This is a genomic window from Desulfovibrio sp. Fe33 (assembly GCF_028532725.1).
Lineage (GTDB): Bacteria > Desulfobacterota > Desulfovibrionia > Desulfovibrionales > Desulfovibrionaceae > Pseudodesulfovibrio.
In genome coordinates this window covers 395,751-418,374 of sequence record NZ_JAQKGU010000002.1, presented here as the reverse complement: position 1 = coordinate 418,374, position 22,624 = coordinate 395,751, and the positions used below count along the sequence as shown (strand labels likewise).

Here is a 22,624-nt window from a genome sequence, read left to right as displayed (position 1 = left end):
GCTATATGTAACCGTAGCCGATGCTACTGTCCGACTGCTTCTTGCCGATGACCGCGTTGACCACGCGATCGAACAAAGCCTGGGCGCCCCCGTAACCGACGGTCCGGATACGCTGTCCGCCGAACCGGTCATGAATGGGGAACCCCACCCGCACCAGCGGCACGCCCCATTCCTTGGCGTAACGGTAGCCCTTGGAATGGCCCACGAGCAGATCCGGGGCGAGTTCGCCCGCCTCGGCGGCGATATCGTGGAAGTCCACGCCCTCGCGGACCTCGGGAGCCACCCGGGCCACGCCGTCGGTGACGCGGGCCACGGCTTCTTCCAGCCCCTTGCCGCGCGAACCGGTCCCGGCCAGGACCACGTCCACGCCGATCTCGGACAGGAAGGCGCACAGGCCGACCACCAGATCCTCCTCGCCGTAGACTACGGCGCGCTTGCCGAAGACGTACTTGTGGCCGTCCACGTAGGCGTCCACCAACCGGCCGCGCTCCAACTCGTAGCGGCGCGGTAGGGGCGTGCCGGAGATATCCTCCAACGCCTCGAAAAAGCGGTCCGACTCGCGCAGTCCCATGGGCAGGCCCAGACGGTGATTCGGCACGCCGAACCGCTCCTCCAGGCTGGAACCGCCGGTTCGTGCGGGCAGGCAACGGCCGAACTCAATGGTCGCCTCGGCCCCGCTCATGGCCTTGATGTCCCTGATGGGCGTGCCGCCCTCGGGGATCTTGACGTAGTCCTCCAGTGCCGGGCCATCCAAGGTCTCGGATATGTCCGGAAGGATGGTGGCTCCGATGCCGAAGTGGTCGCAGATGTCCCGCAGGTGACGCACGTCCTCGCAGGAAACCATGTTCGGCAGGATGTTCACCCGGCCGGTTGGAGCCGCCTTTTCCAGGCAAAGCTGCTCCACCAGGGAACGGACCGCGCCGTGCCAGCCGTCGGTATGGGTGCCGTTGTAGCTGGGGGTCGAGACCCGGACCAATTCGGGAAGATCAAGGTCTCCGAATTCCTTGTAGAATTCATTGAAATACATGGGAACGTCGTCGCCGATGGTCTCGGTCAGGCAGGTGGTGGCCACCCCGATGAGCTGCGGCTCGTACTTCTTCATGACGTTGAGGATGCCCTTCTTGAGATTCGGACCGCCGCCATAGATGGCGTTCTTCTCGCCCAAGGCCGAAGAGGCGATGTCCACCGGCTCGCGGAAATGGGAGATGATGTAACGGCGCATGTAGGTGGCGCACCCCTGCGAGCCATGCAGGAAAGGGATGGCCCCCTCCACGCCCCGGAATGCCAGGGAGGCTCCGAGCGGGGTGCACAGCTTGCAGGCGTTGGTGGTGGAGACGAAATTGGGCCTTGCAGCCTTGACCTTACTCATTGACTGCCTCCTTGCGGACTGCCTCCGCCCGTCCGGCGCGCCGGGGGACGAACCGCCAGACCGGGGACATGACGGATGAATGGATTTCCCGGGCGAAATTGAGCATCCCGCTGAATCCCTCCAGGGCTTCCTTGCGCTCGTGGTTGTGATCGCAGAACCCCACGCCGAGCTTGAAGGCGATGGGCCGTTCCTTGACCCCGCCCACGAACACGTCCACGTCCTTTTCCTTGATGAAATGGGACAGTTCCAGCGGGTTGGCGTCGTCGATGATGACCGTGCCGGGATCGGTGATCTCGGCAAGCTCCGCGTAGTCCTCACTGGTGCCGGTCTGGGAGCCGACCATCACGACCTTCATGCCCAGGTGCCGGAAGGCCTTGACCAGGGAGAACGCCTTGAAGGAACCGCCCACGTACATGGCGACCTTCTTGCCCTCCAGGTCCCTGCGATAGCGGGCCAGCTCGGGCATGAGCCTGCTCAGCTCGTCGCGGACCAGGGTCTGCGTCCTCTCCACGATCCCGGGGTCCCTGTCCTTGAAGAAGTCGGCTACCTTGTAAAGGGATTCGGCCATGTCCTCGATGCCGAGGTAGGAAACGCGCTTGAACGGCGTGCCGTATTTCTCTTCCAGCATCTTAGCCAGATCCTGGGTGGCCCCGGAACACTGAACCAGGTTCAGGGCCGCGCTGTGACACCGGCCGATATCGGCCACGCGGCCGTCGCCGGTCACGTTGGCCACCACCTGGACGCCCATCCTCTCGAAGTACTCGCGGATGATCCAGATTTCTCCGGCCAGGTTGAAGTCACCGAAAATATTGATGGAAACAGGCGATATGTCGGTAGTGTCGCCCGTGCCGACGAGCCTGAACATGGCATTGCACGCGGCCAGGTATCCGGCCCGCTTGTTGCCCTTGAACCCCTCGGACATGACCGGCAGCACCGGGATGCCCTTTTTCTCGGCCATCTTGCGGCAGACCGCTTCCAGATCGTCGCCGATGAGCCCCACGATGCAAGTGGAATAAACGAAAGCGGCCTTGGGGGAATGGCGGTCGATGAGCTCGTCCAGAGCGGCTTCGAGTTTCTTCTCGCCGCCGAAGATGACGTCGGTCTCCTGGAGATCGGTTGAAAAGGACAGGCGATGGAGTTCGGGACCGCTGGACAGGGAACCGCGGATGTCCCAGGTGTATACCGCGCAGCCGATGGGGCCGTGCACCAGGTGCAGGGCGTCGGCGATGGGATAGAGGACCACGCGCGAGCCGCAGAACACGCAGGCGCGCTGGCTGACCGCGCCCGCCAGGGATTCGCGGTTGCAGGCGATGTCGATGGCCCCTTCGCCGGTCCGGTGTATCTGGTCCTTTCTCTCTTCGAGAAGAGTCGAGCTGATCGTACTCATTGTTTTTCCCTCTGTGGCTGGATTGCAATCCCCTGGAGAGCCTTCGGCTCCCCTGGCCCCGCCGCCCCTCACGGACAACCACATCTTTGATGGGGGCGGCGGGACCGCCTTGGGCCGTTCGGTTCGACGCGGATGATGCTGGCGGACGACGGCTTTCGGCATGGGACTCTCGATTCCTAGGAGGCCAGGTATTCGGCGGCGGGCTCGCCGTCTTCCAGGCCGTCCAGAATTGCGTCGATCGCCTCTTCGGAATCCACGCCCTTGAACCACCAGTTCTCGGGCTGGATGACCATCATGGGCCCGGACTCGCACTGCTTGAGGCAGGTGGAACCCACCACCAGCGCGTCCAGGCCGCGATCAAGAATTTCCTCCTCCACGTATTGCAGGAACCCGTCGGTCTGCTTGTGGCAGATGCCCTTGGGATCGCCCGCCGCACGGAAGGACTGGCAACAGATTATCATTCTCTCGGGGATAGCCATTTACTCACTCTCCTTCTTATTGACGCTTGTTTTTCTTGCCTTTTTCCCCGCCGCCGAAGAGCGCGTCCACTGTCCCCTCGATTTCGCCGTCGGTGACCAGCACGGACAACCCTTTGGCGCTCAGGACGCGCCGGGGGTTTTCTCCGGCCGATGCGGCGAGGAGGACGAAACAATCGCTCAAGATGTCCGCCAAAGACTCCCAACGCCCGTTTCCGGAACCCGGTTCCGGAAGATCGCGGACGCCCAGGAGACAGGCCAGGCCGTCGCCGCGAGGCCCGTAGACCATGGCCTTGACGGCGTGGCCCAGGTGCAGGTCCACATCCATGCCGGTGGAGCTGACCACCGCCACGTTGGGCCGTTCCTTCGAAGGCTTGGGGAGAACAGGTTCCCGGGCATCCGGGGCGTCCAGGCCGACGAGGTCCGCGCCGCATTCGCTGAATGCGGGCATGATCTCGATATGCCGGGCCGCGCGTTCACGGACCTCTGCGAGCAATTCATCTCCGGCGGCCGGAGGCGCGTCCGCCGCGCCCTCTTCAGGGGTGAACGGGACCAGGGCCATGATATCCGCGCCCAGACCGGCCATGACCGAGGCGATCTTCTCCACGTGACCGGCGTTGCAGCCGGGATAGACGGTGGTGTTGATCTTCACGGTCAGCCCGGCCTCCTTGAAGGCGGACACGGTCCGGGCCTGGCCCTCGACCAGCAGCCGGGCGGCCTCCTTCAGCGGCACGGTCCGCGTGGACGGACGAATCCAGGCGTAGAGCTTTTCGGCCACTTCGGCGTCCACGGCGTCCACGAGCACGGTGACATGGGACACGCCCATATCCGCCAACTCCCGGGCGCATTCGGCCCCGTTCAGGCCCAGCGTGGTCAGGCAAAGGGCCATGGCCGGATACTTTTCCCGGACCAGACGCAGGGTGCGCAAAGCGGGTTCGGGAACGGCCAGAGGATCGCCGGGGCCGGTGATGCCGACCACGACTATCCGTCCGCCCTCATCCATGATGCGGTCGAGGCGGGCCAGTGCCTCCTCGGGCATCATGACCTGCGCGGGGCCGTTGCCGCCCGCAAAGCGGATGCGGGCGTTGCTGCGCGGAGCCACGGGCAGATGCAGACGGCCCACGGTCTTGCGCGCGGCCATGCCGAAACAGGGATGGAAAACGTATTCTTCGGCGTTGCTCTTTGACATGACGGCCTTCTCGATTTCGGGGTTTGATCCGGGGCGGAGGGGGAAGGTCTCCGCCCCGGACCTGGTCTGAATGCTACAGGACGAGCTCGAAGGTCGTCTCCGGATCGTCTCGGTCCTTGCGATCCAGCAGCAGGGTCAGGATCTTTTCAAGGAGCCTGAGCCCGCCCTTGTAGCCGACGGTGGGAAAGTACTGGTGCCCCTGGCGGTCCAGGATGGGGAAGCCCCAGCGCAGCAGCGGGATGTCCTCGTCGCGGGCGATGTACTTGCCGTAGGTATTGCCGATGAGCAGGTCGACCGGCTCATTCTTGATCCACTGGTGCATGAGGAACATGTCGCCCTTGGCCTTGACCTTGACCTCGAAAGGCTGGTCCGCGCAGATTTCCTTGATGCGGGCCTCGAACTTCTTGCCCGGGGTGCCGGTGACGACGTAGACGGGCTGCATGTCCAGGGAGACCAGGAACTCGCACATGGAGATGAGCTGGTCGGGATCGCCCCAGATGGCCACGCGCTTGCCGTAGAAGTACTGGTGCATGTCGGAAATCATATCCACGAGCTGGCCGCGCTCGTAGGCCACGGATTCGGGCACGGACACACCCGCCACGGTGCGCAGCACGTCGATGAAGCGGTCGGTGGCCGCCAGTCCGAAGGGCATGTCCAGCACGGTGCAGGGAACCTTGCACTTGGCGTCGAGCCAACGCGCCGCGTCCGCGGAACACCACTCGCCGAGAGCCAGGGTGCCGATGGCGTCGCCGGTCTTCTTCAACTGCGCGACGGTCACGCCGCCGTCCGGGAACATCTTGTATTCGCCGGTCAGGGGGGCGTTGAGCACGCCGTCGGTGTCCGGGAACAGGGTGACGTCCACGCCGACCATGGCGCACAACCTCTTGATTTCTGCCATGTCGGCGGGTTCGACCCAGCCGGGGATGACGTTGACCTTGTGGGTTTTCCTGCCGGACGGCTCGGCCAGCTTGGCCATGGCCTTGACCATGTTGGAGAAGCCGGTCACATGGGAACCCACGTAGCTCGGGGTGGGCGCGCCGATGCAGGTCTTGCCCTCCGGAATCTTCCCGGTCTTCTCCGCCTTGTCGAAGATCTGGTTCAGATCGTCGCCGATGGTTTCGGACAGGCAGGTGGTGTGCACGGCGATCACTTCAGGCTCGTAGACCGTGAAGATGTTGTTGATGGCCTGCAACAGGTTGGCCTGGCCGCCGAACACGGACGCGCCTTCGGTAAAGGACGAGGTGGCCGCGGAGATGGGCTCCTTGTAATGCCGGGTCAAGGCCGAGCGGTGATAGGCGCAGCAGCCCTGCGAACCGTGCGAATGCGGGAGGCATCCGTGGATGCCCAGGGCCGCGTACATGGCTCCGATGGGCTGGCACGTCTTGGCCGGATTGACGGTGAGCGCCTTGCGCTCCTTGATCTCTACGGGTGTATGTCTCAGTAAAACCATGGTATTCTCCTATTCCCAAACAAAGGTGGCGGTCAGTTCGGGGGATTCCTGCCAGGGGGCCTTCAGGTAGGACCACACCTTGGAGGTCACGAGCCGATCTATTTCATTGTAGAAGTTGATCGCGCCCTTGAATCCCGCATAGGGGCCGCCGGAGTCGTAGCTGTGCAACTGCTTCATGGGCACGCCGAGCTTCTGGATGGAGAACTTCTCCTTGATGCCCGCGCAGAAGATATCGGGCTTGAGCAGTTCGACCAGCTTGTCTGCCTCGTACTGGTTGAGGTCGTCGATAATGAGGGTGCCCTTGTCCATCTGGGCGTTCATGCCCTCATAGTGCTTGAACTCGAAACCGGCCTCTTCCAGGACCTTGAACTCATCGGGCGACTTGCGCGGGCTGTAGAGCTTCTCGTCCGCTTCGACTTCGATCTCCTCGATATTGCGGGAGTCGGCGTCGACCTTGAGGCCCGGAAGGACATGGCGGCCTTCGTAGTCGTCGCGGTGCGCGAACTCGTAACCGGCGGACAGAGTCTTCATGCCCATCTCGGCGAACAGATCCTGGTAGTGGTGGGCGCGGGAGCCGCCGACGAACAACATGGCGGTCTTGCCCTCGGTGTGCGGAAGGACCTTCGCGGCCGCGGCCTCGACAGCAGGCATTTCCTCGGCGATGACCTGCTCGACGCGGTCGATGAGTTCCTGGTCGCCGAAATACTCGGCGATCTTGCGCAGGGACTTGGCCGTGGACTTGGCGCCGATGAAGTTCACCTTGATCCAGGGTATGCCGTACTTGGTCTCAAGCATGTCGGCCACGTAGTTGATGGAGCGGTGGCACATGACGCAGTCCAGGTCGGCGTGCTGCGCCGAGGCGAACTGGTCGTAGGTCGAGTTGCCGGAGAAGGTGGATATGTTGGTGATGCCGCACTTCTTCAGGATGCGGTCGATCTCGAACCCGTCGCCGCCGATGTTGTACTCGCCGAGAAGGTTGATCTTGTACCGCCCTTCCTTGGGCTCCGCGTTCTCGCCGACAAGGTGGGTGAAGACCTGGTTGTTGGCGATGTGGTGGCCTGCGGACTGGGACACGCCCTTGTAGCCTTCGCAGGAAAAGGCGAAGACGTTGCAGTCGCCCAGCTTCTCCTTCATTTTCTTGGCCACCGCGTGGATGTCGTCGCCGATGAGGCCGACGGGACAGGTGGCAAAGATGCATATCCCCTTGGGATGGAAGGTGTCGTAGGCCTCCTGGATGGCGGCCGCGAGCTTCTTCTCGCCGCCGAAGATGATGTCCTGGTCCTGCATGTCCGTAGAGAAACAGTAGGGCATGTAGTTGTCGCCGTCCGTACCGGCATCGGTCTGGTTGCGGCGGGTGAGCCAGGAGTAGAACCCGCAGCCGATGGGGCCGTGGGTGATGTTCAGGATGTCGCGGGTCGGGCCCATGATGACGCCCTTGCAGCCCGCGTAGGTGCACCCACGCATGGTGATGATGCCCGGGATGGTGCGGACGTTCGCCAGGATCTCGGGCGGCGCCTCGGACTCCGTGGCCTCGTTTATCATTATCTGCTGTGCGCGCTTCCGGGCCACCTTGGGAGGGTACTTCTTCAGAAGCTCTTCCTTGATGTCGGTGGGCATGAGCTGCACCACTTTCTTCGTCTTGGCCATTCTCGATACTCCTTCAGGTTGCCTAGGCTATGGCCTTTGCACCGGTTTCAGCGGTTCTTACGCGGACCGCGTCGCCCACGGGGAGGACGAATATCTTTCCGTCGCCGGGCTTGCCCGTCCGGTTGACGGCCATGACGGCCTCGACCACGTCTTCAACCATGTCGTCCGGGACCACGACCGTGACCATGCGCTTGGGATACAGCTTGCCTTTCTCGCCGAGCACTTCGGCGGCTTCCTCGTAGCCGCTCTCAACGCCCTGGACGACGGCAGCGTTGACGAACCCCTTGCCCCGGCCTTCCGCCGCGTGCGCGAAGAAGGCATCGACACCGGCTTCGGTCAGGGCAGCCTTGGTCTGGTTCATCATGTTCATGCGCACGACTGCGATGACTTCCTTCATTACGCGGCCTCCTCGGCGGCGGCTGTCTCGTTCACGCCGGAGCTGATGGTGTAGACGTCCTCGACATCGGACACGAAAATCTTGCCGTCGCCGAAGGCTCCCTTGGTGCCGGAACGGGCGGCGTCCATGATGGTGTTGATGACGAAATCCTTGTCCGCCGCCTTGACCACGCACATGAGCATTGTCTTGGGAATCTCGTCGTAGGTGACTTCGCCTATCTTTATGCCGCGCTGCTTGCCGCGACCGGCCACGGAGTATTTAGTGACAGCGGGAAATCCGTTATCCATAAGGGAGGCCAACACCGTATCCGCTTTTTCGGGCCGTACAATCGCTCGTACCATTATCATCATTTCAGCTCTCTCCTATCTCTTCTTTATTGTTGGGTTTTGATTGTTTGAAGCTGTCAATGACGCCGTTTTTCAGGGATGCTTTTCCCCCATGGGCGCGGACTCCTCTCGATTCCGCGCCCGCCGGTGCCGCCCGGACGGCGTCAGCTTCGGAATGAATTAAGCAGCTTCCATGATGCCGTAATCGAGCAGGAGCTGCTCCAGCTCTTCGATCTCCAGGGGAGTCGGGATGACGAACATCTGGTTCTCGTCGATGGCCTTGGCGAGTCCGCGGTATTCATCGGCCTGGGGCACGGAGCCGTCCCATTCGATGACGGTCTTGCGGTTGATCTCGGCACGCTGCACGTCGTTGTCGCGGGGAACGAAGTAGATCATCTGGGTGCCGAGCTTGGCCGCCAGTTCGGTGATCAGATCGGCCTCGCGGTCCGTGTTGCGGGAGTTGCAGATAAGACCGCCCAGGCGGACGCCGCCGGATTCGGCGTATTTCATGATGCCCTTGCAGATGTTGTTGGCCGCGTACATGGCCATCATCTCGCCGGAGCAGACGATGTAGATTTCCTGGGCCTTGCCGTCGCGGATGGGCATGGCGAAGCCGCCACAGACGACATCGCCGAGGACGTCGTAGAAGGCGTAGTCCAGACCCTCGGATTCCTCATAGGCTCCAAGAGACTCGAGCATGTTGATGGAAGTAATGATGCCGCGGCCTGCGCAACCGACGCCGGGTTCCGGGCCGCCGGACTCGACACACCAGGTGCCGCCGAAACCGGGCTTGCGGATATCGTCCAGCTCCACGTCCTCGCCTTCCTCGCGCAGGGTGTCCAGAACGGACTTCTGGGCCAGACCGCCGAGCAACAAGCGGGTGGAGTCGGCCTTGGGGTCACAGCCGACGACCATGACCTTGCGGCCCATTTCCGCCAGACCGGCGACAGTGTTCTGTGTGGTGGTGGACTTTCCGATGCCGCCCTTTCCATAGATCGCTACTTTCCGCATGATTTCTCCTCCAAAGGGTTTGTTTGCGTTGATGGCCTCATTTGGCAAAGCCCGTGCCAATCTACTCAAATACAAACAACATATTATTATTAATGGAGAAATATAAAATTACACAACGACTGCGTCACCTACCAAAAGTGTAGGACGCGACCACGGCAACAGACACAACTGTAGGAACCTACAAAAACGTAGGTTGGTTCATCCTTTTTTTGTTAAACAACTATTGTTGCAATTTCAGTATGTTACAATTCAAGCCATGTTTGGCACCGTTCATGCTCAAGGAGGAATTATTACCGGCAACCATCCACAAGGACGAAGCACATGTTGATCGACACCACACTCAGGGAAGGAGCGCAGCTTTTCGGGGCCTACTTTTCCATGGCGGCCAGGGAACGGATCGTATCCGGCCTGCTGGCCATCGGCGTGGAAGAGATCGAGCTTGGCTGGGTCGGCCAGGAAGGGTTGGACGAACTTCTGCGAAGGGCGAAAAAACGGCGCGGCCGCACCGCCCTGTCCGTCTGGTCGCCCTGCCGCGAGACGGACATCCGCACAGCCGCGCGGTTGGGAATCGAACGCATCAGCATCGGCGTCCCGGTTTCCGACCTGCACATCGAAAAACGGCTCCGCACCAACCGCGAGGGGCTTCTGGAGCGATTGGCCCGCACCGTGCTCGCGGCCCGTCTCATGGGCATCGAATACGTTTCCGTAGGACTTGAGGACGTATCCAGGGCAGATCGGGACTTCGCCATCAAGGCGGCCGGGCTGGCGCAGGATGTGGGCGCGTCCCGCGTCCGCCTGTCAGACTCCCTCGGCCTGCTCACCCCCGCCGCGACCATGGAGCTCGTTGCCGCATTCAGGGACAAGCTCGATATCGACCTGGCCGTGCATTGCCACGACGACTTCGGCATGGCCACGGCCAATGCCGTCACCGCGCTGTCCGCCGGGGCGGATTACGCCGACGCCAGCCTGCTCGGCATAGGCGAGCGGTCGGGCATCGCGGCCATCGAGGAGCTGGCCGCCTATCTGGCAATCAAGGAGGAAAGCCATGCGTATGATGTTCAGAACCTTGGCGGACTCTGCCATTTCGTTTCTGAAGCTGCCGGGGTACCGGTTCCCCGAACCAAGGCGATCGCGGGCAAGGACATTTTCGCTTGCGAGTCCGGCCTGCACGCGCACGCCCTCAGCAAATCACCCGGTCTTTTCGAACCGTTCGATCCCGAGCGCATCGGCGCGAACCGGATGGTCGCGGTTGGCGGAAAAAGTGGGCGAGCGGCAGTGGCCCGCGCCCTCGCCGACAACGGCCTCGACCTTCCGGAGCAGGGGCTTGCGGCCCTTGTCCACGAAGTAAGGAAACTGGCCTGGGAGTTGGAACGCCCCCTGACCGGCAGTGAATTGACCGAACTCGCCAAGAATTAGGAGACACCATGTTCAGGAAGCTGCTCTTCATCTGTCTGTGGCTCTGCGTCCTGTCCGGCACCGCCGCCACCGGCGACGCGCCCGGGCCCGCAACCCCGTACGAGGCCCACGCGCACGTCACGGTCCGGTAGGCGCGCCATGGATGTTTCCTCGCTTTTGGTCACCGGCAACCTGGCCCTGGCGGTCACCCCGGTCCTGCTCGCCCTGTGTATGCCCCTGGCCTACTGGCTGGCCATGTCCGACGCCCCGGGCAAGCGGTACATCGAGGCGGCGTGCAACCTGCCCATGGTCCTGCCGCCCACGGTGCTCGGCTTCGGCCTGCTCATGCTCATGAGCCCGAAATCGCCCTTCGGAGCGGCCTGGGAAGCCGCCTTCGGTTTTCCCCTGCCCTTCTCCTTCACCGGCCTGGTCCTCGGCTCCCTGGCGTACAGCCTGCCCTTCGGCGTGCTGCCCATGCGCGCGGCCTTCGAAAAGGTCGAACCCGGCATCATCGAAGCGGCGCGCTCCTCGGGCATGACCGGCTTCCAGGCCTTTCGCCACGTGGTCCTGCCCAACGCCATGGGCGGCGTCACGGCCTCGGCCGCGCTGATCTTCGCGCACACCGTAGGCGAGTTCGGCGTTGCGCTCATGCTCGGCGGCTCCATTCCGGGCCGCACCAAGGTGGCTTCCATCGCCATCTTCGAACACACCGAGGCATTGGAATACGGCCAGGCGGGCCTGCTCTCCCTGGCCCTGCTGATCGTCAGCTATGCGGCCCTGCTCGTCATCGGACGGTGCAACGCCGCCGGACGCGCCGCATCGCCGCGGGCCACGGCTCGTCGGACGTTTCCACGCGACGCCACTTTTGAAAACGCCAAGAGAGGTTTTCATGCGGACCATATCCACGCAGTACGGTGAATTGATTCCCCAGCACACGGCCGACGACTTGCGGAAACGGGAGATTTTGCCCGTGGAGCACCACGCCTCGGGCGGAGTCAAATCTGTTCCCCTGGAAAATCGGACTGTTATCTCCACACCGGTGGGGGACATCCCGGCCGAACTGGTGTCCTTTCATGAGAACGGCTCGCTCAACCGCATCTTCCCGCTCAACGGCAAGCTGTCGGGCTATTGGAGTCAGGACGACGAAGCCGGACTGGCCGAGCCGGTCGCGCTGACCACGCCCATGGGACTGATCCGCGCCCGGCTGCTGAGCGCAAGCTTTTACGACAACCAGAGCCTGCGCAGCCTGACCCTGTGGCCGGGGGAAACCGTGTCGGTCCCCACTCCGGCAGGTCCCATCGAGGCGCACATCGGGGTGAGTTTCACCCGCGACGGCCGGGTGCGCTCCCTGGAACCGGCGAAACCCGTCGCCGTGTCCACACCGGCGGGTGAGATTACCGCATACGACCCCGACGCCGTGGGCGTGAACGGAGACGCCAACTCGCTGGCGTTCGACGATGAGGGGAAGGTCTGCCGGGTGGCCACCACGCTGACCGCGCTCATTGCGGTTCACCCGGACGGGCGCACGCACCGATACGTTCCCGAATACAGGGAGAGCCTGTGCAGCGAGGCCGAGCGGGAGGTGGTTCCCATGCGGGTGGAATTCGACAGGGACGAGGTGCGCATCGCCACAGCCCCGGATCAACCGGCCACGGTCCTCCGGGGAAAGGGGTACGTCTTTTTCGCCGAACCGTTCCTGCCGCAGTTGCCCGACATGTTCACCGGGCTGCGCTGTTCCGTGTAGGGACTATTCCAGCCCCTGGCGCATCATGAACCGGAAAACGGTTTCCACGAACTTTCCGGAAACCACGTCCGGCAAGGCGAAAAAGGGCATCTCGCCGGACACCATGGACCCGGTGTAGGCAAACCATATTTCCGAGGAAATCTTGCTCAGGGCCGGAGTGATGAGGGTCTCCCACAGCCCCCCGGCGTCATGCTGGTCCAGTCCGAAGGCGCGGCACTGGATGGGTCGGTGCTCGAAGAGCAGACACTTGTCGTCCTTGAGCAACGGGCAGACCGCCCCGGCCTCGGACAGGCAGTATTCGCCGTCCTCCCCCGACCCAAAATCTTTGGCGGCCTTGCGCTCGGCCTGGGCCGTGGCCACGGCCCGCTCAATGACGCTGAGACGCTCCTCGCCGGACAGCTTCTGATTGATGCGGTGGGAAATGTACACGGCCTCCGCCAGGGTCAGGGAGACCGGAGTGGAGCAACACTGGCTGTGATCCAGGCCGCAGGCGAGCCCGTCGACGGCCTGGCCGCTCTCGTCCACACGCTGGACCAATTCCATGTAGTCGTTGAAGAAGGGCGAAAGGTCCACCAGGCGCTTGAATTCCAGGGACGGCTCACGCACGGTGAGCTGCCCCGACTGCTTGCCGTACTTGCGGATGGTCCGCCACTGGACAAAGTTGGCGGGCTTGCTCTTGAGCTTCTTGAGCGCCTTGCCCGCGAGCTTGTGGCCCAGCCCCCGCCGAAGCAGATAGGCGTTCAGGACCGTGCCGGTCCGGCCTATGCCGTGGCGGCAGTGAATGAGCACCTTCTTGCCCAGGTAGATGGCCTCGTCCAGCCACTCCAGGGTCTTCTCCAGCTCGATGAGGCCGGGCGCCTCCTCGTCTTCCAGGGGCAGGTAATGCACCTCGAATCCCGCGCCCTTCTCGATGTCGTGAAGATCGCAGAACTCCCCGCACAGGTTGAGAATGGCGTCCACCCCCTGCGCGCGGATGGCCTCAAGCTGAGGATAGCTCATGGGCGCGTTGCCCACGCCGAGCTGGTCCGTTACCCAGGTGACCTTGTAGGCAAGCGTGTTATCAGCCATCGCGAGACTCCGCATCCTTGATGAACCGTTCGACCTCCGCGGCCACCTGCTCCTCGGTCTCCATGCGCATATCCATGAGCCGGGTCACGGCCATGAGATAGCCCAGGCGCATAAGCAGCCGCCTGATGTCGTTCTCCGGCAGCCGGGCGCACTTGGCGTCGATCATGTCGCCGCGCGTCGAGGTCTCGAACCCGTAGCGGTCCAGGACGCGGCGGATGAACTCCAGCCGGAGCAGCCGCTGATCGAACCCGGCCCCGCCTCCCTTGAAGCGGAAATTGATGTAGTTGGCCCCCTGCTCCGGCCCGCAGATGGCGTCCACCACGGAGAAATGGTAGCCGAAGCGGACCATCAGGTGCAGATAGTCTTCGGAAATAAGCCCGTAGCTCGCCAACAGCTTGGAATCAAAGCTGAAAATACCGCCCGAGACCTTGTCGAACTCTTCCCAGTCCATGGCGGTCAGGCGCGAGGGCCATCGCACCCGCTCGTCGGAAAGCCCGTACCACAATGCCCACATGGGTCCGCACTTGATATCCTGTGGTGAAATGGTCTTGCCTTCGCCCGCATTGGCGAAGAAGCCGCCGCCCAGGTCAAGAATGTACATGACCAGCGGCAGGCTGGTCTCCAGCCGTTTGGCCGAGTTCATGCCCCGCCCCTTCTTGTCCATGACCGAAAACATCTCGTTCACGGACTTCTCGTGGCAAAAGCGGACCACGTCGTGCAGGGACTTGCAGCCCATGGGCGTAAAATCCTCCGCCTGAGGGTCGGTCAGGTTGAGCTTGACGGTCAGAGGCACGACCCTGGCGTACTGCTCCACCACCCGCTTCGAGACCTGCTGTCCATCGCGGGCGCGGGTCATGATGGCCTCGACGCAGCCGTCATAAATGGCGCCGTTCGTGCCGTCCACGGTCACGAGCTGACCCGGTTCGAGCTTGGCCTTGACGTCGCCCACGACCACCGGCACGCCGGATTCGCGGGCCACGGAGGCAAAGTGGCTGGCCCGGCTGCCCGTGGTCGATATGACCCCGTTCATCTTGCCGATGAAGGTCAGGAGGGAGGGTTTCAGGCTGGGCGTGACCACCACTGCCCCCTCGGGAATCTGGGCGATACGCTCGCCCGTGGAAGCGAAATAAACGGTTCCGCAGCCCGCGCCGGTGGAGGCGCGCTCCAGTCCTTCGGCGATGGGCCGGGCCGACAAGGGCAGGGGGTCCTTGGCGGCCTGGGCCTCCTCGCGTTCCTCCTGCAAAGGACGGGTCTGCAAAATATAGAGCTTGCCGGTGACGTCCTCGGCCCACTCGATGTCCTGGGGCTTGCCGAAGGCTTCTTCCAGGCGCATGGCCAACCTGCCCAGACGGACCAGGGAATCCTCGGAGGGCAGTCCGCCCGTTTCCGGAGTGCAGTCCGCGTCCAGGCGCGGGTCCGCGTGCCGGGTGAGCACGGCCTTGTCCGGGGAGGTGGAGCCGTCCACCAGCCCATGCCCCAGCCCGCGCACGCCGTACACGCCCATGGCCTCGCGTCCCCGGCAATCCGGGTCGCGGCTGTAGAGCACGCCTGCGGTGTCGGCGTCCACCATGGGAATGACCAGCACGGCCATGGCCGTCTCGCTGTCGGTCAGCCCGTTGGAGATGCGGTAGGCCACGGCGCGTGGGCAATACTTGCCCGCCAGGACCCGCTTGTACGCCTCAAGCACGTCGTTAGGCTGGACGTTCAGTTCCGAGGCGTACTGCCCGGCGAAGGATATCTCGCCGTCCTCGGCCAGGGCGCTGGACCGCACGGCTATGAGATCGTCGCCCTCGATGATCTCGGACACGCCGAAGCGGATGCCCCGGGCGATTTCCTCCGGGACCTCGGCGGCCAGGATGAGCTCCTGCATCTCGGCGGTCAGCCGCGCCAGCAGATCACGGTCTCCCACGACCATCTGCCGCAGCCGCTTGTCGATCTCCTCGCCCAGGCCGTTGAAATCGACGAAGTAGTTGAAGGCGTTGGCCGTGACCACGAAGCCGGGAGGCACGGGAATGCCCTCCAACCCCTTTGCTCGGCCCAGGTTGGAGGCCTTGCCGCCGGCCAGTTTCGGAAGTGCCCCGGCCTCTTCCAGGGACAGGATGTACGGCGGGCCGACTTCGGGTTGCTCAAGCTCCAGCGCCATGCGCACGTAGAAGTCGATCTTGCGGAAATATTCGGGCAAATCCATGTACCGGGTCGGATTCATTTCCACCAACTGCCCGGCCATGGTGGCCACGGCCGAAGACAGCCGGTTGGTCATCCAGACCGCGCGCTGCCGGTCGGCCAGCCGCTTGCCGTAGAACATCTCCTCCAGGTCGGCGATCAGTTCCAGGGCCACGGCGTCGTGAGCCAGAAGGGATTTGAACGCCTCGTATTTGCGCCTGAGCAGGGTGCCGGGAGCAAATACCTGATAGGTCCAGTGCCTGAAGAGCTGTTTGAGATACATGAATCTTCCTTGGCTATACGATGATTGCGGCCAGCCGCTCCGGCGCGCTCCGCTATTCCCCGGTTCCGAGGACCTCGGCCACCTTGGCCTCCAGTTCTTCCTTGTTGATGGGCTTGACGCAATATTCCTGCGCGCCGAGGCGCAGGGACTCACGGGCGGTCTCCAAGGTGGGGTATCCGGTGAGCATGATCGCCTTCATGTCCGGGTTGACCTTCTTGAGTTCCTCCAGGGCTTCCACCCCAGTCATCTTCTTGAGCTTGATGTCGAGGATGGCCAGATCGATCCTGTTGCAGGCCGAATGTTTCAGGGCATCCTCCTCCTCGGTGAAGTTCCAGACTTTGTGGCCCTTCCGCTCCAGGATGCGCTTGACCAGCATCCCGGCATCGGAAATATCGTCGAGTACCAATATATTCGCCATCATCTACTCCTTTTCAGGCTCCCCGCCGTCCAATCCCTGATGGTCCAGCGGGAGGTTCACTTCAAAGACCGTTCCGCCGCCTTCGGCGCCGCCCTTGGCCTCCGGAGGAAATCCGAAGCCCTCGGGGACCGGGCTGATGGCTTGGATGTCGCCGCCATGGTCCTCGATGATGCCGAAAGAGACGGACAGCCCAAGACCTGTGCCTTTATCCACGGCCTTGGTGCTGTAAAACGGATCGAAAATCTTCTTGAGTCCATCCTCGGCGATGCCCATGCCGTTGTCGGCCACCCACAAGGAGACGATGCCGCCCGGGGTATCCAGACGAGTGCGGATGAGAATGGTGCCGCCGTTGCCGTCCATGGCGTCGCGGGCGTTGGTCAGGAGGTTGATCCAGACCTGCTTGAGCTTCTCGGGATCACCGTAGATGATCGGATAGCGGTCGTCGAGTTGGGTGAGGATCGCCACCTTGTCCAGCTCCAGGGTATGCCGCACCAGTGAGACCGCTTCCATGACCGAGTTGTTGAAGCACATTTCGCGCTTGGCGGATTGTGTCTGGCGGGAGAATCCGAGCAGGTCGGCGACGATCTTCTTGCACACCTGGGTCTGCTTTTCGATGATGGCCAGGTCCTGGTGAATCTGGCTGTCCTCGTCCACATCCTCCTGCAACAACTGGGCGTATCCCAAAATGATGCCGAGCGGAGTGTTGATCTCGTGGGCCACGCCGCCCGCGAGCAGCCCCAGGGACTCCATCTTCTGGGCCTGGATGAGCTGGTTCTCATACCGCTTGATGTCGGAGATGTCGCGGTCGGTCCGAAGCAGCCCGTCTATACGACCCTCGTCGTTGAAGACCGGGACGCAGACCACATGAAACCAGTGTTCGCCGCCCCCCGCCTCGACCATGACCTGGGTGTCCAGACGCCGCCCGGACTGAAGAATGTCGCGGGCCGCCATGTGGCGTTCCTCGGCCTCGGCTTCAGGGAAAAGATCGAAATCGGTCTTGCCCTCGATCGCCGCCAGGGACATGCCCACGGACTCGGCGAAGCTCTTGTTGCACCCCCGGTAGCGCATGGTGGCGTCCACCAGGGAAACTCGGTCCGGGGTCACGTCCAGGATGGTCCTGGTCAGCCGCTGCTGATCGCGCAGGTTGCGCTCGGCCCCGCGCAGCTCCTCGATGTGGCTCTTGAGCGACAGCGCCATGACGTCGAAGGTCTCGGCCAGATCCTGAATCTCGTCCCCCGCGTTCTCGCGATACACGGGACAGAGGCGACAGGACTGGAGGCGGCACTGGAAATTTCCCTCGTTGTTGCAGTCCGGGCACATGGTCCCGGCGATGTACCAGCACCGCCGCTTGGTCTCGCCGTAAGCCGGGCACTGCGGGGTGTTGCAGTTCTGCTTTTCCCAGCAATGAACGCCCCAGGAAGGGCCGGAAATGGTGTCGAGGTTACCCATGAGCATTTCCTCGGCATGGCTGCGCAGCCGGTGCAGCCGCGCGGTGACGCGACGGGCGAAGACCGTGCCCAGGGAGGTGGCCAGGAGCAGGGCCCCGGCGAAGAGTCCGGCCATGAGGGTGATCTGACGCTGCACGGCCAACTGGATGCGCGCCTGGGACAGCCCGATGCGCACGGTGCCCAACCGCCCCTCGGAAACGAGAACCGGAGCCGCGAAATCATAAATGCGGCGGGAGCCGTCGGCCAGGAGCTGGATATTCAGGGGCTCGCCCTTCTCCACCTTGTTGGCGTTGATGAGATCAACAGGAAATCCCTTCTGGAAGGTGTGGACCATGACATAGCCGTTCTTGTCCTGCACGAAGGCGTAGATCACGTCCTCCACGGTGGACTGTTCGTCGACCATGTTCTTGAGCCGGAGAAAATCGCGGGCGAGCATGGGGTCCACGGCCCGCACCGACAGCCCCTCGGCCAGGGCCGAGCCGCGCTTCTTGCTCTCCTCCACCAGGGAACTGGCGCTCATGGTGCCCACCAGCGGCAACAGCAGCACGGCCATGCCCACCAGAATGGCGGACATGCCCAGATTAAGCTTGGTGCGGAACTTGAGCCTGGGGAAAATGCGCATGAAGCCTACCGATCCAATTGGAGTTTTTCGGCCAGTTCCCTGACCGGATCATAGTCGATATCGCGGGCCGGAATGATGCCCTTCATGCCAGCGGCATCCAGGATGGCCTTATGCCCGGGAATGTCGCGGTCCAGGGCGAACATGGCCTTGGCCACGGCCTCAACCACCGCCGGATCGAGCCCCTTCCGGGCCGCATAGACCCAACCGGGATACGGCTGGGTTTCGGCCAGGATGCGGATGGCCCCGAGATCGATCTTCCCGGCGACGATGTCCAGGGTGCCCTTGCGGATGGTGCCGATGTCATACACGCCCGCGTGCACGGCGAGGACGACCTTCTCCTGCTTGCCTCCGGGGCCGGGCGCGAAGTCCACGGTCTCGAAATCTTCGATCTTGATGCCGTTATCGTAAAAAAGTCCGAGCGGAAAGAGATATCCGCCCGCCGAATTGGGGTCCACGGCGATCCATCGCTTGTCCCGGCAATCCTCGACGGTCGAGACCGCAGCGTTGTCCGTGCGGGCGATGATCTGTCCCCGGAAAAACGGCTCGCCCGACGGTTCGATGACCCTGGCGAAAGCCTGCGCCCCGGCCTTGGCCAGACGCACGTAGACGAACGGGTTGGAATAGGAAATGTCGATCTCCCCGCGTTCGACCATCTTGACGTGCTCTTCGAAGGTGTCCGGGAAGATCTGCCTGAGCGGCAGCCCGGTGGTCTCGCGCAGGTATTCCAGCAACTGGCGATGGCGCTGATAGGAGATGGTGTGGGAATATTGCGGCAGGTAGGCATAGGTAATGGCGTCGACCAAGCGCGGGGCCACAAGGTCCTCGCGCTTGGACAGATTCACCTCGACCGGCTTCTCGTCCGAGCAGCCGCCATGCAGCGCCGCCAGGATAAGCAGCGCCATCAGGGTCACACAGGTCTTCATTCCGGTTCTCATCATCTCTCTCGCCATATGACGCATCTGCGCCGTGTTGCGGACATCCCTTGAAACAATACAAAAAACCGGACCACATTCCAACAATTCATATCACTTGGCAACTCGCCCGCAAGACAGTATGTACAGTGCGGATCGCATCGACGCCCGAAACCAAGGAGATATGCATGGCATCCACCTTTCACATCCCCATGAGCAAGACCGTGCTTGCCCTCTTTCTGCTTATCATGACCAGCGTGGCCGCGGTCGTGGCCTGGAGCTTCAACTCCGGCCTGACCTGGACGGCCATCTGCCTGATCGCCGTGGCCGGGCCGCTGTCGCTTTTCTATTGGTACATGCTCTACATCACGCCCAAACGGGCGAGCATCACCGTGGCCGACGAGGGCATTCTCCTGGCTGCCCCGCCGTTCGCCTCGGCGGTCATCCCCTGGGCCTCGGTGGAACGGGTCTTTCCCGTCGACCTGAAGAACGACGAGGCGTTCAAAGTCGGCAAGACCCGCAAGTACATGACCTTCGGCGGCTACAAGTCCGGCGTCGTCGAAGTGAAGGACGGCAAGGAGGCGGTCATCGTCTCCAACCGCAACGACGTGCTCTGCATCAAAACCGCCGAACGGTTCTACCTGCTCGGCCCCTCGGACCTGTCCGGCTTCACCGAAGCCGTGGAAAAAGCAGCCCCATAGACGTCGGAGTCCGGTCTTATTAAAGAACAAAGCCGCCCAAGGGCGGCTTTCTTTTTGCGAAATCTTTTAGGACCCCTCCGGCAGAGGCCGCTTCTTCATGACGGCTTCCCGATCTTCTTCACTGAGCAGGTCGGTAAACGTCATCATCTCGTCCCCGGCCTCGTTTTCCTTGACCCGCCGCTTTATGGTCTTGAACAGCGGCAGCCATGGCTTGGACAGGCTGAAAAGATACCGGACCAGAATATAGGCGGGAATGAAAATAAAGGACGGTCCCACGGAACCGACGAACGGGACGGCGAAATCGACCTCGCCGAAGCGGTAGTACAGCCAGCCGATGCCGAAGGGGACGACCCACAGGGACGAAGCGAAAAGCGCGATGCGGGCGAAGAAATTCTTGCCGAAGGCGTCGTTTGCGATGGAGTTGCAAGCCTTCCAGGCGGTCTTGTCCTTGGCGCCCAGCGCCCGGACAGACATGTTGTGCTGGTCCACCATCTCGCGGTTGATGGATGCAAAATGACGTTTGTTCAGGAAATACACCCCGGCCATGCACAACTCGCCGATAACAGTAGCGACGAGGCAGACCCAAAAAAGGCCGACGACAAAGCCCACGTAGGCGTTGCCGCTGGTGCGAAAAGCCCAGATCAGCCAGGGGTCGAGAAATTCGTAAACCATGGTGCCGGTCATATCAAAATCCGTGATGTTTTATGGAGGCCGCCCGTTCGGGCGGCCTCCAATTATTCATATTGCTGCTAGATGGGCAGCGCGATGCCGAAGAAGCCCCTGAGGGTGTACTTCAAACCGACGTACAGCGCCAGGATGATGAAGAGGCGCTTCAGCCAGATGTCCGGGATGTACTTGGAGGTCTTGGGTCCGATGATGGAACCGATGACGATACCCACCAACTCGGCGCCGATCAGGGTCCATTCAACCGGAGTGGACCGCAGGAGCATGTAGGAGGCGATGGAGTTGGCCATACCGACGAAGACGGCCATGGCGGAGGTACCGGCGACCAGGTACATGGGCAGACCGGCCACGGAGGTCAGGAACGGCACCAGCAGGAAGCCGCCGCCGACGCCCAGGAAGGAAGCCAGGGCGGAGATGAAGAAACCGCCGATAACCGGGATCAGGGGATTGAAGCTGAATTCAACGCCGAAGAAGGTGAATTCGCAGGAAGTGGCGGTGAACTTCTGGACCTTGACGCCCATCTCAGCCATGTCGACGGTGCCGCCGGCCTGCTGATCCTTGACGGACTTCTGGAAAGCCTCGGCGGCCTTCTTGGCGGCCTTCTTCTTCTCCTGACCCTTCGGGGTGGTTTCGTAGAAGAGGTAGCAGCCCAGGAAGAGGACGAACAGACCGAAGTAGCCGATGTAGGCCTTCAGGCTGATCTTGCCGGCGGTCAGCCAGGGCACCAGCCAGGAACCGGAAACGGAGCCGATGGCCAGGGCGATGCCCAGCGGCAGCACCAGGCGGCCGGCCTTCCAGTAGTTGAAGGAGGACAGGGCGGCGGAGCAGCCGACCAGCCACTGGTTGGACACGCGGATGGAGTCGGTGACGACCTTGTTCAGCTTGGCGCCCTTGCCGAAGGAGCTGGCGTAGTCACCGAGGCCGTAGATGGTGATATGACCGACACCGGCCATGATGCCGCCGAACGCGCCGACGGTGGAGAAGATCCAGCCTACCCAGATCGCCCACAGGAGGCCGATGAGGATGTTCAGTTGCGGACCGCCGGGGATGCCGAGATAGCCGGGCTCACCGGTGGGTTTGGCCTCGGCGATCGCGTCGGCCAGGCGGTCGGCCAGGGCGGGTTCCGCCATGAAGCACACGGCGGCCACCAGGGCCAGCATCAGGAAAGTTTTTTTGGAACGTAACACAGTTACCTCCTCCTCAGAATGGTGTTAAAGGACCCCAAAATGTCACCCCGCGTCCCCCAAGGCCGCGGAGTTGCTACCCAGTCTATTCCGGCCGCACGAAGGTCAGGGCATTCGCCGTGCAGCCGACAACGCAGGCAGGTGTGCCACCGGCATCCACCCTGTCCACGCAGAAATCACATTTCATAATCTTGCCGGTGGCGTCGTTGAACACCGGCACGGTCCACGGACAGGCGTCGATGCAGGCCTTGCAGCCGTCGCACTTGTCCATATCGACCAAAACCAACCCATCCGCGCGCTTGTACATGGCCCCGGTGGGACATGCGGACACGCATTCGGGCTTCTTACAGTGACGACAGTTCAGGTACTTCAGCTTAGCCGAAGGTTTACCATCCTCGTCGGCGATGGGTCCCTCGACTTCGAGCCGATTGAGGGAAATCCCAGCGGGCACCTTGTTTTTCACCTTGCAGTGAACCAGACAGGCGTTGCACGCAATGCACCGCTTTTTGTCGAATTTGATTCTGTAACCAGCCATTTTCCACCTCTGCAGACTTGGATTTGGGCGCGCAGTTTTGTTAGTAGTCCAGGAACTGAAGAAAAATCCCGACTTGGTCAACAACGTTCCACCTTGTGATATCTTTCCCAAACAAAACGGATCATAACCGATTTTTATCTCCGATTGAAACAAAAATCATGTTATTAATTTCACATTCCGGGTATATGTTGCCCAGGGTTGACGGGAACGCCTATG

At 62.3% G+C, this 22,624-nt stretch carries 22 protein-coding genes; 5 read left to right on the top strand and 17 right to left on the bottom strand.

Annotation, left to right across the window (positions count from 1 at the left end; translation table 11 throughout):
• Nucleotide 1: 1 nt before the first annotated feature.
• From PSN43_RS04685 to nifH, 9 genes are all read right to left on the bottom strand, one after another.
• Nucleotides 2-1,369: a nitrogenase component 1 gene (locus PSN43_RS04685; protein ID WP_272699553.1), complete on the bottom strand. Its 1,368-nt coding sequence runs from the start codon at nucleotides 1,367-1,369 to the stop codon at nucleotides 2-4.
• A complete protein-coding gene (gene nifE, locus PSN43_RS04680) occupies nucleotides 1,362-2,756 on the bottom strand; it encodes a nitrogenase iron-molybdenum cofactor biosynthesis protein NifE (protein ID WP_272699552.1) in 1,395 nt (464 codons plus the stop codon). Before nifE ends, PSN43_RS04685 begins: the two co-directional genes overlap by 8 nt.
• A gap of 176 nt (nucleotides 2,757-2,932) precedes the next feature.
• Nucleotides 2,933-3,235: a (2Fe-2S) ferredoxin domain-containing protein gene (locus PSN43_RS04675; RefSeq protein ID WP_272699551.1), complete on the bottom strand. Its 303-nt coding sequence runs from the start codon at nucleotides 3,233-3,235 to the stop codon at nucleotides 2,933-2,935.
• 16 nt (nucleotides 3,236-3,251) lie between these two features.
• Nucleotides 3,252-4,421 carry a radical SAM protein gene (locus PSN43_RS04670; protein ID WP_272699550.1) on the bottom strand — a complete coding sequence of 390 codons (1,170 nt, stop codon included), beginning with the start codon at nucleotides 4,419-4,421 and terminating at the stop codon, nucleotides 3,252-3,254.
• A 73-nt stretch (nucleotides 4,422-4,494) separates the two neighbouring features.
• Nucleotides 4,495-5,871, bottom strand: coding sequence for a nitrogenase molybdenum-iron protein subunit beta (nifK, locus tag PSN43_RS04665; RefSeq protein ID WP_272699549.1), 1,377 nt, complete (start codon nucleotides 5,869-5,871; stop codon nucleotides 4,495-4,497).
• A gap of 9 nt (nucleotides 5,872-5,880) precedes the next feature.
• Complete coding sequence (gene nifD, locus PSN43_RS04660; RefSeq protein WP_272699548.1) at nucleotides 5,881-7,518, bottom strand: nitrogenase molybdenum-iron protein alpha chain; 1,638 nt, start codon at nucleotides 7,516-7,518, stop codon at nucleotides 5,881-5,883.
• A gap of 22 nt (nucleotides 7,519-7,540) precedes the next feature.
• Nucleotides 7,541-7,915, bottom strand: a complete 375-nt coding sequence (locus PSN43_RS04655; RefSeq protein ID WP_272699547.1) for a P-II family nitrogen regulator — start codon at nucleotides 7,913-7,915, stop codon at nucleotides 7,541-7,543.
• The gene (locus tag PSN43_RS04650; RefSeq protein WP_272699546.1) at nucleotides 7,915-8,265 is read right to left on the bottom strand and encodes a P-II family nitrogen regulator; all 351 of its coding nucleotides are present in this window, start codon (nucleotides 8,263-8,265) and stop codon (nucleotides 7,915-7,917) included. Before PSN43_RS04650 ends, PSN43_RS04655 begins: the two co-directional genes overlap by 1 nt.
• A 156-nt stretch (nucleotides 8,266-8,421) precedes the next feature.
• Nucleotides 8,422-9,252 (bottom strand): nitrogenase iron protein, encoded by an 831-nt coding sequence (nifH, locus tag PSN43_RS04645; protein ID WP_272699545.1) that lies wholly within the window; start codon nucleotides 9,250-9,252, stop codon nucleotides 8,422-8,424.
• 321 nt (nucleotides 9,253-9,573) lie between these two features.
• Here nifH and PSN43_RS04640 point away from each other — a divergent pair, with 321 nt between their 5' ends.
• From PSN43_RS04640 to PSN43_RS04625, 4 genes are read left to right on the top strand one after another with little or no spacing between them, the layout of a single operon-like run.
• Complete coding sequence (locus tag PSN43_RS04640) at nucleotides 9,574-10,668, top strand: LeuA family protein (RefSeq protein ID WP_272699544.1); 1,095 nt, start codon at nucleotides 9,574-9,576, stop codon at nucleotides 10,666-10,668.
• Between the two features lie 8 nt (nucleotides 10,669-10,676).
• Nucleotides 10,677-10,799 (top strand): hypothetical protein, encoded by a 123-nt coding sequence (locus PSN43_RS04635; protein ID WP_272699543.1) that lies wholly within the window; start codon nucleotides 10,677-10,679, stop codon nucleotides 10,797-10,799.
• Nucleotides 10,800-10,806: 7 nt separating this feature from the next.
• Nucleotides 10,807-11,565 (top strand): molybdate ABC transporter permease subunit, encoded by a 759-nt coding sequence (gene modB, locus PSN43_RS04630; RefSeq protein WP_272699542.1) that lies wholly within the window; start codon nucleotides 10,807-10,809, stop codon nucleotides 11,563-11,565.
• Entirely contained in the window at nucleotides 11,537-12,391 is an 855-nt protein-coding gene (locus tag PSN43_RS04625) for a hypothetical protein (RefSeq protein ID WP_272699541.1), read from the top strand. The genes modB and PSN43_RS04625 overlap by 29 nt, the downstream gene beginning before the upstream one ends.
• Before the next feature lie 3 nt (nucleotides 12,392-12,394).
• On the opposite strand, the gene PSN43_RS04620 is transcribed toward PSN43_RS04625, so the two are convergent.
• From PSN43_RS04620 to PSN43_RS04600, 5 genes are read right to left on the bottom strand one after another with little or no spacing between them, the layout of a single operon-like run.
• Entirely contained in the window at nucleotides 12,395-13,459 is a 1,065-nt protein-coding gene (locus tag PSN43_RS04620) for a protein-tyrosine phosphatase family protein (RefSeq protein ID WP_272699540.1), read from the bottom strand.
• A complete protein-coding gene (locus tag PSN43_RS04615; protein ID WP_272699539.1) occupies nucleotides 13,452-15,905 on the bottom strand; it encodes a PEP/pyruvate-binding domain-containing protein in 2,454 nt (817 codons plus the stop codon). Before PSN43_RS04615 ends, PSN43_RS04620 begins: the two co-directional genes overlap by 8 nt.
• 52 nt (nucleotides 15,906-15,957) lie before the next feature.
• The gene (locus tag PSN43_RS04610) at nucleotides 15,958-16,323 is read right to left on the bottom strand and encodes a response regulator (protein WP_272699538.1); all 366 of its coding nucleotides are present in this window, start codon (nucleotides 16,321-16,323) and stop codon (nucleotides 15,958-15,960) included.
• Between the two features lie 3 nt (nucleotides 16,324-16,326).
• Nucleotides 16,327-18,393 (bottom strand): ATP-binding protein, encoded by a 2,067-nt coding sequence (locus PSN43_RS04605; protein ID WP_272699537.1) that lies wholly within the window; start codon nucleotides 18,391-18,393, stop codon nucleotides 16,327-16,329.
• A 5-nt stretch (nucleotides 18,394-18,398) separates the two neighbouring features.
• Nucleotides 18,399-19,316 (bottom strand): phosphate/phosphite/phosphonate ABC transporter substrate-binding protein, encoded by a 918-nt coding sequence (locus tag PSN43_RS04600; RefSeq protein ID WP_272699536.1) that lies wholly within the window; start codon nucleotides 19,314-19,316, stop codon nucleotides 18,399-18,401.
• Nucleotides 19,317-19,492: 176 nt separating this feature from the next.
• Between PSN43_RS04600 and PSN43_RS04595 the strand changes: the two genes are divergently transcribed.
• Nucleotides 19,493-20,005, top strand: a complete 513-nt coding sequence (locus tag PSN43_RS04595; RefSeq protein ID WP_272699535.1) for a PH domain-containing protein — start codon at nucleotides 19,493-19,495, stop codon at nucleotides 20,003-20,005.
• 66 nt (nucleotides 20,006-20,071) lie between these two features.
• Here the strand turns inward: PSN43_RS04595 and PSN43_RS04590 are convergent, their stop codons facing one another.
• The 3 genes from PSN43_RS04590 to PSN43_RS04580 form a co-directional block, all read right to left on the bottom strand.
• On the bottom strand, nucleotides 20,072-20,689 hold the full coding sequence (locus tag PSN43_RS04590; protein WP_272699534.1) for a hypothetical protein: 618 nt from the start codon (nucleotides 20,687-20,689) through the stop codon (nucleotides 20,072-20,074).
• 65 nt (nucleotides 20,690-20,754) lie between these two features.
• The gene (locus tag PSN43_RS04585) at nucleotides 20,755-21,876 is read right to left on the bottom strand and encodes a sulfite exporter TauE/SafE family protein (RefSeq protein WP_272699533.1); all 1,122 of its coding nucleotides are present in this window, start codon (nucleotides 21,874-21,876) and stop codon (nucleotides 20,755-20,757) included.
• An 82-nt stretch (nucleotides 21,877-21,958) separates the two neighbouring features.
• On the bottom strand, nucleotides 21,959-22,408 hold the full coding sequence (locus PSN43_RS04580; protein WP_272699532.1) for a 4Fe-4S dicluster domain-containing protein: 450 nt from the start codon (nucleotides 22,406-22,408) through the stop codon (nucleotides 21,959-21,961).
• Nucleotides 22,409-22,624: the final 216 nt, after the last annotated feature.

Bases quoted from the DNA above. Each gene is read 5' to 3' on its own strand.
- PSN43_RS04605 (WP_272699537.1), bottom strand. From the start codon at position 18,393: ATGCGCATTTTCCCCAGGCTCAAGTTCCGCACCAAGCTTAATCTGGGC.
- PSN43_RS04590 (WP_272699534.1), bottom strand. From the start codon at position 20,689: ATGACCGGCACCATGGTTTACGAATTTCTCGACCCCTGGCTGATCTGG.
- PSN43_RS04625 (WP_272699541.1), top strand. From the start codon at position 11,537: ATGCGGACCATATCCACGCAGTACGGTGAATTGATTCCCCAGCACACG.
- PSN43_RS04670 (WP_272699550.1), bottom strand. From the start codon at position 4,421: ATGTCAAAGAGCAACGCCGAAGAATACGTTTTCCATCCCTGTTTCGGC.
- modB (WP_272699542.1), top strand. From the start codon at position 10,807: ATGGATGTTTCCTCGCTTTTGGTCACCGGCAACCTGGCCCTGGCGGTC.
- nifE (WP_272699552.1), bottom strand. From the start codon at position 2,756: ATGAGTACGATCAGCTCGACTCTTCTCGAAGAGAGAAAGGACCAGATA.
- PSN43_RS04620 (WP_272699540.1), bottom strand. From the start codon at position 13,459: ATGGCTGATAACACGCTTGCCTACAAGGTCACCTGGGTAACGGACCAG.
- PSN43_RS04685 (WP_272699553.1), bottom strand. From the start codon at position 1,369: ATGAGTAAGGTCAAGGCTGCAAGGCCCAATTTCGTCTCCACCACCAAC.
- PSN43_RS04640 (WP_272699544.1), top strand. From the start codon at position 9,574: ATGTTGATCGACACCACACTCAGGGAAGGAGCGCAGCTTTTCGGGGCC.
- PSN43_RS04580 (WP_272699532.1), bottom strand. From the start codon at position 22,408: ATGGCTGGTTACAGAATCAAATTCGACAAAAAGCGGTGCATTGCGTGC.
- PSN43_RS04610 (WP_272699538.1), bottom strand. From the start codon at position 16,323: ATGGCGAATATATTGGTACTCGACGATATTTCCGATGCCGGGATGCTG.
- nifD (WP_272699548.1), bottom strand. From the start codon at position 7,518: ATGGCCAAGACGAAGAAAGTGGTGCAGCTCATGCCCACCGACATCAAG.
- nifH (WP_272699545.1), bottom strand. From the start codon at position 9,252: ATGCGGAAAGTAGCGATCTATGGAAAGGGCGGCATCGGAAAGTCCACC.
- PSN43_RS04655 (WP_272699547.1), bottom strand. From the start codon at position 7,915: ATGAAGGAAGTCATCGCAGTCGTGCGCATGAACATGATGAACCAGACC.
- nifK (WP_272699549.1), bottom strand. From the start codon at position 5,871: ATGGTTTTACTGAGACATACACCCGTAGAGATCAAGGAGCGCAAGGCG.
- PSN43_RS04675 (WP_272699551.1), bottom strand. From the start codon at position 3,235: ATGGCTATCCCCGAGAGAATGATAATCTGTTGCCAGTCCTTCCGTGCG.
- PSN43_RS04615 (WP_272699539.1), bottom strand. From the start codon at position 15,905: ATGTATCTCAAACAGCTCTTCAGGCACTGGACCTATCAGGTATTTGCT.
- PSN43_RS04600 (WP_272699536.1), bottom strand. From the start codon at position 19,316: ATGAAGACCTGTGTGACCCTGATGGCGCTGCTTATCCTGGCGGCGCTG.
- PSN43_RS04635 (WP_272699543.1), top strand. From the start codon at position 10,677: ATGTTCAGGAAGCTGCTCTTCATCTGTCTGTGGCTCTGCGTCCTGTCC.
- PSN43_RS04595 (WP_272699535.1), top strand. From the start codon at position 19,493: ATGGCATCCACCTTTCACATCCCCATGAGCAAGACCGTGCTTGCCCTC.
- PSN43_RS04650 (WP_272699546.1), bottom strand. From the start codon at position 8,265: ATGATGATAATGGTACGAGCGATTGTACGGCCCGAAAAAGCGGATACG.